Source organism: uncultured Fibrobacter sp. (assembly GCF_947305105.1).
Lineage (GTDB): Bacteria > Fibrobacterota > Fibrobacteria > Fibrobacterales > Fibrobacteraceae > Fibrobacter.
In genome coordinates, this window is the sequence record NZ_CAMZCS010000057.1 from 1 (window position 1) to 9,766 (window position 9,766).

Here is a 9,766-nt window from a genome sequence, read left to right on the forward strand (position 1 = left end):
TAGAGAATAGAGGCTAGCGAAAAGAATCACGCACTTCGTGCGTCAATATAAGACGGCGAAGCCGTGATATTTCTCCCTAGCCCACCACCTAAAGGTGGCCATGCCCACATAAGTGCTAAAGCACTAAGTGGTCAAAGGTAGATCCTAGATTCTTATCCCTAACCCATACCTAGAGATTGCTTCGGGGTTTTCACCCCTCGCAATGACAAGTTTTCCTTAACCACCAACCACTGTTTACTAACCACTTCCTACTGTCTACTGCCTACTGTCTACTCCCTCATACCTCACACCTCAAAGCGAAGCGACCTCATACCCCCCAAACCACTATTTACTACATTTGCCTCCGTGATTCAAGTTCAGAACGTTTCCAAGTCCTTTGGCGAGCAGGTGCTGCTCGACGGTGCCAGTTTTCTGGTAGCTAGCCATGAACGCGTGGGGCTCGTGGGCCGCAATGGCTGCGGCAAGTCGACCCTTTTCAAGATGATTCTCGGGCAGGAATGTATCGACGGCGGTTCCATCGACATTCCCAAGAACTACACCATCGGCTATTTGCAACAGCACATCAACTTCAAGCACCCGACCGTGCACGAAGAGGCCTGCAGCGTTTTGAAGCCCAACGAAGACGGTTGGCTCGAAGAACACAAGGTAGAAGCGATTCTGTTCGGCCTCGGTTTTGACGAAGAATCGATGCACAAGAGCCCGATGCTTTTGTCCGGCGGTTTCCAGATTCGCCTGAACTTGGCGAAGGTGCTCGCGAGCGAGCCCGACATGCTGTTGCTCGACGAACCGACGAACTACCTCGACATTGTTTCAATGCGCTGGCTCAGCCGCTTTTTGCGTGCCTGGAAGGGCGAAGTACTGCTGATTACGCACGACCACCACTTTATGGACGAGGTCTGCACGCACACGGTTGGCATTCACCGCCACAAGATGCGCAAGGTGAAGGGAACTGTCGAAAAGCTCCGCGAAACCATCGCCGAAGAAGAAGAAGTCGCCCAGCGCACGCAAGAAAACGAGGCGAAAAAGAAGGAACAGCTCGAAAAAGTCATCGAACGTTTCCGCTACAAAGCCGCCAAGGCCGCAATGGTGCAGTCCAAAATCAAGGCCGCCGCAAAGCTCGCAACTGGCGAACGACTCACCCACGAACGCAACCTGGATTTCAGTTTTACCGAAGCCCCCTTCCCCGGCAAGCGCATGCTACAAATCAAGGGGATTTCGTTTGCGTACCCGAACAAAGACGATAACGGGAACGTGCAGGGAATGGGCCCGGAACTCATTACCGATTTGACGATGGAAGTCTTCAAGGGCGACCGCATCGCGGTTATTGGCCCGAACGGACGCGGCAAAACGACTCTCCTGAACCTCATCGCAAAAGAACTTGAACCGACCGTAGGCGAAATCAGCCACAACCCGAACTTGCAGATAAACTATTTCGGGCAGACAAACATCAACCGCCTGAACCTCGACAATACCGTCGAAGAAGAAATCGCGACCGCCATCGAGGAAGTCTCGCAAAAGAGCCGCGCCCGCGGGCTTGCGGGCCTCATGATGTTCAGTGGCGATGCCGCGCTCAAGAAAGTGAAAGTTTTAAGCGGTGGCGAACGCAGCCGTGTGCTGCTCGGGAAAATCCTTGCAAGCCCCTGCAATATGCTGTTGCTCGACGAACCGACGAACCACCTTGACATGGAAAGCATCGAGAGCCTTATCGATGCGCTCGAGGATTACGAAGGCACGGCAATGGTGGTCACTCACGACGAAGAACTGCTGCATGCGTTTGCAAACCGCCTCGTGGTTTTTGATGGTGGCAAGTGCCGCATTTTCGAAGGTTCCTACGCCGACTTCTTGGAAAAGGTGGGCTGGGCATCTGAAAAGAAGCCCGGCGGATCCGAATCCGCGAACATCAAGGTCTCAAACATCGACGTGAAAACGGACGCTCCCTCGGCAGCCCCCCGCGCCAAAGAAGACCGCAAGGCCCGCGCCGACTACATCGCCGAACGCAGCAAAGTCATCAAGCCGCTCGAAAAAGAACTCGCTCGCCTTGAAGCAGAAATCGCAAAAGCCGAGGCCTTGGGTGGCGAACTCGAAGCAAAGCTTGTGACTGCATCGGAAAGCGGCGACGGCAACGCCATCACCGCCATCGCCAAAGACATGGACGACAACAAGAAAAACATCGACCAGCTCTACGAAGCATGGGAAAAAACGACCGCCGAACTCGAAGCCGCAAAAGACAAATACCCGATCTAGCTATGAGCTGTGAGCGGTGAGCAATGAGCTATGAAATTTTATCGTAATTCAACAGTTTATCCCACTTTTTTTTAAAGTGGGATATTCTTTTACTCATAGAGATAGCTATTTAACGTTGTGAGAATAGAAGCGTCGGCCAAGGAAGGGGAGGGTGCAGGGAGGGGACCGTGCGGCCTTCGCAACTCCGAGCTGGGTCCCCTCCCGCATTATCTCAAGTGAGAATAATGAAAAAAGAAGACCTCTAGTAAATATCCGATATAATATTAAGCCTTTGCCAAAAAACTATTTCCCGCGGATGATTCCCATGGTACGAGTATCATCCTTCGTCCCGATTTTATCCTTGCCGACTCGCACCTTCCAACTCAACTTTGATACATAGGCTCCCGTACCCGCAACGCGTCCCTGCTTGCTGCGACCATCCCACGCAAGGAACACCTTGCCCGGATTCCTAGTACAATCTCCGTTGAACAGCGCATCCGAACAACTCACTCCACCCTTGTTCGAATTGACATACTGCCCCAAGTTCGTAAAGTAGTAGACTTCCCATTCAATGCGGATATCCTCGAGCGGCACGGAATCTCTGGCGGTAATTCCTAATTCCTGCAAGTCGTAACCCAAAACATGCCCAGGAACACCGAACGCCTCGACAATTTGTTTCATTGACCATTCTGTAGGGACAAGGTAAGGCTTGATTGCATTCTCACCAGGACCATTTTCGGGAGCAAGAACCTTCTCAGCCGAAATCTTCACCACCTCGGTCACATCCAATGTCAGTCGCTGCCCGCCGATAATGCGAACCCAAGGGTTGCCCGCATGGGGAGTGTTCCCACTAAGGTCTGGCAACACACCCATGCCCAAACGCACAGAATCGCCCACTGCCGGAGCCGGGTGCGTCTCGTCTGTATAGAAATAGAGATCGTATCGAGAGCCATTCGCCATTGTATTAAACGTCGACATACTCAACAAGTTGGAATTTTCCATACCTGCACGCCAAATTCTGAAATTAAACGCCGATGCCATGTCAATCCCGGACGGATCCGTTCCCTCGCTCAAGAAAACAGAAAGCATCGTCACGTTATCGGATTTGATGGTGACCACGGCACTCTTGATAATTGCACCGATCTTCTCGTCAATGAACTGCACCATCGTATCAAGCGAAATCGTATCGCCTTGTTCCTCGTCGTAATAACGGAAGTGGTACCTGAACGTACCATGGTACTTGTCCTTTTCCAGCCCGGTAAAGACTTCCGTCGAGAAAGCGTCCGAAACCTCCACAAGCGACTGCTCACTCGCAACATGCGAAACGACACTCGCCCAGTCCGGCGTAATGTGCCAGGCGCTGTCACCGAACATCCACTTTGTATGGTCCGGGAACCTGCCATCAAACGGTTCGTTGAAAAGTACAAGCAAACTATCTGCGATGCCGTCACCGTTGCGGTCGTACATCTCAGCCTTGGTCGCAATCGGCACCTTCGGCTTTTCTAGATTGATATTCTTCCAGACAAGCACGTTCTGCACATACTCGCTGCCCACGCGGAACGAGCCGTTCACCACCGCATCCGTACCCATAACATAGAACGTTGCATAGCCCATCGAATCCGTCTCGATAATCTTGATGGCAGAACTGTTCATATCTAAGAAGGTCAGCGAATCTGCTGTATACAAGCCCAGCATCGAGAAGCAATCTGCACACACCATGTCGCCGTAAACCACCGCGATGCGGACTTTATACGGCACAAAGGCAAGCGTTCCCAATTCCATCGATACCGTATCGCCCGGGATAAACGCCCCTGTGGAATCCACAAAGACAATTGTCGGCTTCGGCCATTCCGGTACAGTGAAATAAATATCGGTAGACTGCGTGGGGTCCGAAGAAAGGTAACATTCAAGCACGTAGGTGCCTGGTGCCAGCGAGCGCGTTTTCACAATCATGTTCGTATCGATGACAAAACCCGCCATGTCTTCGGAAATAGTGATACCGCCGTAATTGACACCGGGATTCAGCGATACACCGCCCTCTTGCAAGCTGCCCGTGAGGCTCTTCAAGACAAATGCAGACTGCGCAGGAACCGTGTCGACCTTGCCCGTTTTGGAAATGTCGCAACCCAGCGACTCCTCCACGAGAATCTGCAGCAGCTGGTATTCGATAGTCGTGTCGGTACGCGGGATGTGCACCGGGAAGAACGTCTTTTCGGTCTGCAGGTTGATGGAGGTGCGCATCTTGAAGTTCGAACCCACCGCGTTGCGCTCGGAGAAGAAAATCTGGAAGGGATATTCCTTGCCCTCGACAAGGCCGAGCGTATCCAAATTCACCGCCCCCTCGACAGGGCTGTGGCAGCCACCGATATCCACCACCAGGCGGTTGTCGATGTAGACCCACACGTCGTCATCGCCACGGAACTCGAAATACTGCCCCGGAATATACTGGAACTGCGCCGAAATCTTCATCGAGAAACTGTAGTTGTGGCGGCAGCCACTCACGTTCCAGTCGAACTTCGGATTTTTCACCGTCTTTGCATCGTCTAAATACTGGAAATCGTCAATAGGATAGAAACCTGGATTGATGGTGTCGTTGCAGTCGTCCTCGTTAGTGAAGTCCGCTAGCCAGAAACCTTCCTCGTCAAGCGAGAGGTCGATATCGCGGCAAGTCGCATTCGTGTACTCCTTGCCCGCAGCATCGTGCGCCACCACCTGCGGCACAAACCACTTCTCGATTTCATGACCAGCAGAACAGATAGACCACGGGAACACCGAAGAATCCACGCGAGCAGGCACCCCATTCACCAAAGTATCCTGGACCATCCCCACAGCAAGACCACCGCATGTCTTGAGGTCGGTCAGCTGTCCGTTCTGGTCGTAGTTGCGCACCGTCGTATAGTCGTTACCACCGTAAATGCCGCCAAAATCCACGTCGATACTGTCCGCATACGATTCGCCGGCCCAGTCCAAAACAAGCGCCGAAATCTTGAGCTCGGGGCAACGGCCAAGGCGACCCGGATAAGTGTTAGAGAACGCAGGGCCACTCGTAGAAACAGGATAAGGATACACCCACACAGTATCGTGCAGCGCCATCATCGAATCCAGCCGGACCGGGTTGCCATCAGGAATTCCTGCACCCTGCACGCCCTCGGCATTGTAGTAATCCATGCCGAAAGTCTGCTTGAAGAACACGCCCCAATCTTTTGCATGCTTGTAGTAGGTGCCCTCGTACCATCCGCAAGTGTCCTTTTTCCTGTCGAGCGGGAGCGGGCCCATCTTCACCGTATCGTCCTGGTCGAGCACGAGCATCGAAGGCGACATGTCGTCCCACGGGCTCAGCAAACGCACGACCTTGGGTTCGGGCGGGTAGAACTGCAAATCAATGGAACCCAGGCTGGTGCTCGCATAGAACCAAGTCTCGTAAATGCCCGACGGGAAAAGCTCCAGAGCCTTCATCTGCGAACCCTGCTGGAAATAAGGATGCTGCGGCCACTCGTTACTGCCGCGCAAAATCTGGAAGTCCGCCATCTGCGAGCTCCACTTCGGCGAGCCCACCAGCGTATCGTCGAACGAGTAATGACGCCAGAAGCGGTATTCCCCTTCGGAGCTCATCGGAGTCGGCTGATTCAGGATATTGTTCCCGATCGTGATGTAGAAAGTGCTGTCGCGGTAGCTTGTGTTGTTGCGCCACGGATGGTAAATATGCAGCACGCGCGTATCGTCGAAGCACGTCCCAAGCGAGCCTATTGTCGATGATGCAGTCGGAGCAGCCTCGGTGCCGTCGACATAGATAGTGTCGTTGGCCTGGAGCGCGGCAGAAAGGTCAATAGAAAGGTTCGTATCGGCAGGGACAGAAAGCCAAGGAGCCATGTAACGTGTGAAATAAGCCGTCTGCGCCGGGTTCGCGGCAATCATCGCCGGAGTCACCGCGCCGTAGAACCAGCCACATTTCGTGTTGTCGCCCGGAACAAAGCGCATCAGCACAGAATCCATGCCAAAGTACATCTGCGGGAGCGCCTTGTTGCCCCAGGGGCTCTTGAACCACACCACCTTCGCACCCGGAGCCATGAATGACTTGGTGTACTTACCCGTCGTGGCATCCGTGTACAGCCAAATCTCGGAATCCGTACCGAAAAAACCGCCTATCGGGAATTCCTTCTCACCGCCGGCATCCCAATCGACGCAGGCATTGTTGTTGAAATTGACATCGGATGTGTTGGGGCAGAACTTAAAGTTGAACTTCATCCATTCCTGGAAATCGGCCAAAGTCTTGCCGGACCACGTGTACACATACCAGTGGTCGCCCTCTTCGGTCATGATCGTCTTGGAAGTCGCCCCGTAACTGGGCGTGTAATCACCGCCAGCACCACCAAGGACATGGGGAACATAGTCGGCAGAAGTAGGATCATTACGGAAGGGAGACTGGATATGCACGGTCAGGTCGGCCCATGCAGCTCCAAAAAGAAAGAAAAGAACAGAAACTACCGCCAAGGTACGTTTCATAAAACACGTCTCCTTATATTGCCCTAACCCCTTCAGGCATTAAAATACGTTTTTATTCGAAAAATGGCGAAAAATATCAAATAAATAGGAATCAGGCGAAAAACGAGTGACGAAGGACAAGAGAAAAAGCAAACAGCAGGCTGTGAGCGGTGAGGTATGAGGGAGTAGAGAGTAGGAAGTAGACAGTAGACAGTAGGAAGTAAGGTTGTCATTGCGAGGGGCGAATAGCCCTGAAGCAATCTCGATCAGAGAATCTAGAGACTAGGATCTAGGGGCTATGAGGTCGCTACGCTCTGAGGTCGGCGCGTTGCGCCTTTGAGGTATGAGGTAAGGTAGGAAGTAGGCAGTAGACAGTAGGAAGTAAGGTTGTCATTGCGAGGGGCGTAGCCCCGAAGCAATCTCTAGGTATGAGTTAGGGATTAGGATCTGGGGGTTAGAGATTGTCATTGCGAGGGGCGAATAGCCCCGAAGCAATCTCGATCAGAGAATCTAGGGACTAGGATCTAGGGAAAAATATCACGGCTTCGCCGTCTGTCAATAACGCACGAAGTGCGTGATTCCTATTCACAGGCCTCATGGCTCACTGCTCATAGCTCATTGCTATTTCCTCGCGCCTCATCTCTAAAACCCGAGTTGCAGTAACAGCCCGCCGCCGGGTTCGTTGAAGTTTATCGTCGGCGTGACGCGGAGCTTCCACCTTTCGTATTGCTTGTTGTAAATATCGGCTTGATGCGGACTTCCATCATCAATCAACAATCCTATTATAGACGGAATTAAGGCTATAGCACCACAAATTACCATAAGACCGCCCGTCACAAGCAAAATTACCCCAGGTACACGCCCAAGAATAGCAGTCGATACATAATCGTAGTCTCGAAAGGTGAGATATTTCCCTAATAAGGTCGCGGGGACGCCATAAACAGCTCCAAAAAAAACATAAAGCCATCCCTCGTTAGCATCCGCATGCAACGACAAACAGCTCGTAGCCCAATCCCTGTAAACCTCGGAACTGTCCTCCAGAGGTTCCGCCCCATAGACGATTGCCAACAACTGTTCCTCGGTTGCATTGTAAGGAATCGTTTGTGTCACCGGAAAAGATTCTTCACGACATCCACGCCGGACAACAATCCAAGCACGTTGAACAATAGTCCCATAACCTTGACCCTCTGCATAGGGATAACTGCCATAATTGGAGGCAGGGAAGCTCACCGAAGAATACTTAACATAAACCGTATCACTGTATCTTGAAGATGCTTCAGCAAAAACGCTCAAGAAAAACAGTAAAAATAGGACCATCGGTTTCATAAAATGAAGATCCTCACCGCTAAAACCCGAGTTGCAATAACAGCCCGCCGCCGGGTTCGTTGAAGTTTATCGTCGGCGTGACGCGGAGCTTCCAAGCCTTTTCGCGTTCCTCGTATTTCTGAATCCGTTCATCGGGAGGTGCGAAAAGCCAAATTATCGAACCAATAATATCTACAGAAAGAAACGCAATCCCTGTTGCCAGAAAAAGCACGCCAGAGCCCCTTCCTAGAATCTTTGTAGCAGTATAATCGTAATCGACGTAAAGCAATCCAATACCCACTGCAGTAGAAAGTCCTCCAACAAAAAGGCCATATAACAACGCGCCAGAAAAACCTCTAGTCTGTTCTTCCTTGCAATTCGATGCCCATTGGCCGTAAATCCTTGAACTATCCTGCAAAGGCTCTGCGCCATACACTCTTGCAAGCAGGGAATCCTCGGGTTCGTTGGGATCAATTTTTTCATTTACCGCAAAATATTCCTCGCGACACCCGCGACCAACCACGATGCAAGACTGCGCGCCCGTATCACAGCGGGAATAGCCTTCCTCCACCGCAATAGAATCCTCTACAAAAACCGTATCGGGAAGAATAGGAGAAGGATCATACGCAGCGAAACAACACGCACCACAAACAAGCACGTATAGAATGACATACCGAATTTTTGCAAACAGGAAAAACATCACTGGAAGCACGCTGCTACAAGCTTTCTATTCACTTAATTTCATCAAATTTAATATGATAACCATAGTCCATTAGCTTTTTGATGAAAGGAACCACATCTTTTATCAAAATATCTTTCTGAACACGTAGTATCATTACAGCATAACGAGCCTTATTCGGCAATTTTGGAAGAGTCTTTTCTATAAACTCCCACAAAGACTCCTCTTTATCAAAAGCATTGATTTCATATCCATCGGCCTCTCCGGTTTTATTTAAACTAACCGCATAGGCATAACCCTCATTCTTTCTATAAAAGGTCAATAAAACAGCGGTATCCGCAGCAGCACACCATTGTACATCCGCATCGCGAATATTATGATCCGCTATCATTTCTTGGACTCTACTTGTTCCAAAAAGGAAATCCGAAATTCTCGCATCATTCAACTGTTGGCACCAAAAGGAAAAAAGCACATAGTAACGCGTGTGGGGTTCATGCAACCAGTAAATTTCTTTATAATTAGACCCAAAAGCTAATTGAAACGAATCAAAGATGAACGAAACGGCCAGATAGGAACTATAGAATACATCATAGGTAACATCGTCGTCATAATGAATTTTGGCTAAAGGGTAATCATTATGGATTTGTTTTCGCTTTTCATAGTCATCCTCAAGTGTAAGGATCTGCAAGACTTCATCGCCTAAATTCTCTCGAATCATTTTTAAGTCTTTATGTAGAGAATCAGCCAATAAATTGTAGTTTGAATCAATCACTAAAACATCGGTAGAGAAATCTGCAAAAGACCTATCGATAACCTTCCCGTCGAACGAGTATGCATTCAATGAGTATGCATCAGCCCGCACATCCAGGACGACCTCGCCCTGTTTCGGTGTCATGAAGTCCTTTTTCGCATTGTCGCAAGCAACAAGGAGCAAAAGGAACAGGCAAAGAAGGTAATTGATGAATCGAGTCATTTGTATAGAATATAAAAAAAGCCCCCCGGAAGGTTTACCTTCTGGGGGGCGAGAATCCAGCGACGCCCTACTCTCCCGGACCCGGAGGCCAGGTACCATCGGCG

The 9,766-nt window shown here is 50.6% G+C and carries 5 protein-coding genes; 1 reads left to right on the forward strand and 4 read right to left on the reverse strand.

What is annotated here, in order from left to right; genetic code table 11:
* The first annotated feature begins 345 nt into the window (after positions 1-345).
* Positions 346-2,244 carry an ABC-F family ATP-binding cassette domain-containing protein gene (locus Q0Y46_RS14500; protein WP_297948476.1) on the forward strand — a complete coding sequence of 633 codons (1,899 nt, stop codon included), beginning with the start codon at positions 346-348 and terminating at the stop codon, positions 2,242-2,244.
* Positions 2,245-2,526: 282 nt separating this feature from the next.
* Here Q0Y46_RS14500 and Q0Y46_RS14505 read toward each other — a convergent pair whose 3' ends face one another.
* The 4 genes from Q0Y46_RS14505 to Q0Y46_RS14520 form a co-directional block, all read right to left on the reverse strand.
* Positions 2,527-6,726 carry a fibro-slime domain-containing protein gene (locus tag Q0Y46_RS14505; protein WP_297948478.1) on the reverse strand — a complete coding sequence of 1,400 codons (4,200 nt, stop codon included), beginning with the start codon at positions 6,724-6,726 and terminating at the stop codon, positions 2,527-2,529.
* Between the two features lie 621 nt (positions 6,727-7,347).
* Positions 7,348-8,031 carry a hypothetical protein gene (locus tag Q0Y46_RS14510; protein ID WP_297948480.1) on the reverse strand — a complete coding sequence of 228 codons (684 nt, stop codon included), beginning with the start codon at positions 8,029-8,031 and terminating at the stop codon, positions 7,348-7,350.
* A gap of 19 nt (positions 8,032-8,050) precedes the next feature.
* The gene (locus Q0Y46_RS14515; RefSeq protein ID WP_297948483.1) at positions 8,051-8,710 is read right to left on the reverse strand and encodes a hypothetical protein; all 660 of its coding nucleotides are present in this window, start codon (positions 8,708-8,710) and stop codon (positions 8,051-8,053) included.
* Between the two features lie 31 nt (positions 8,711-8,741).
* On the reverse strand, positions 8,742-9,766 hold a 1,025-nt coding region (locus tag Q0Y46_RS14520), incomplete at its 5' end, for a hypothetical protein (RefSeq protein WP_297948485.1).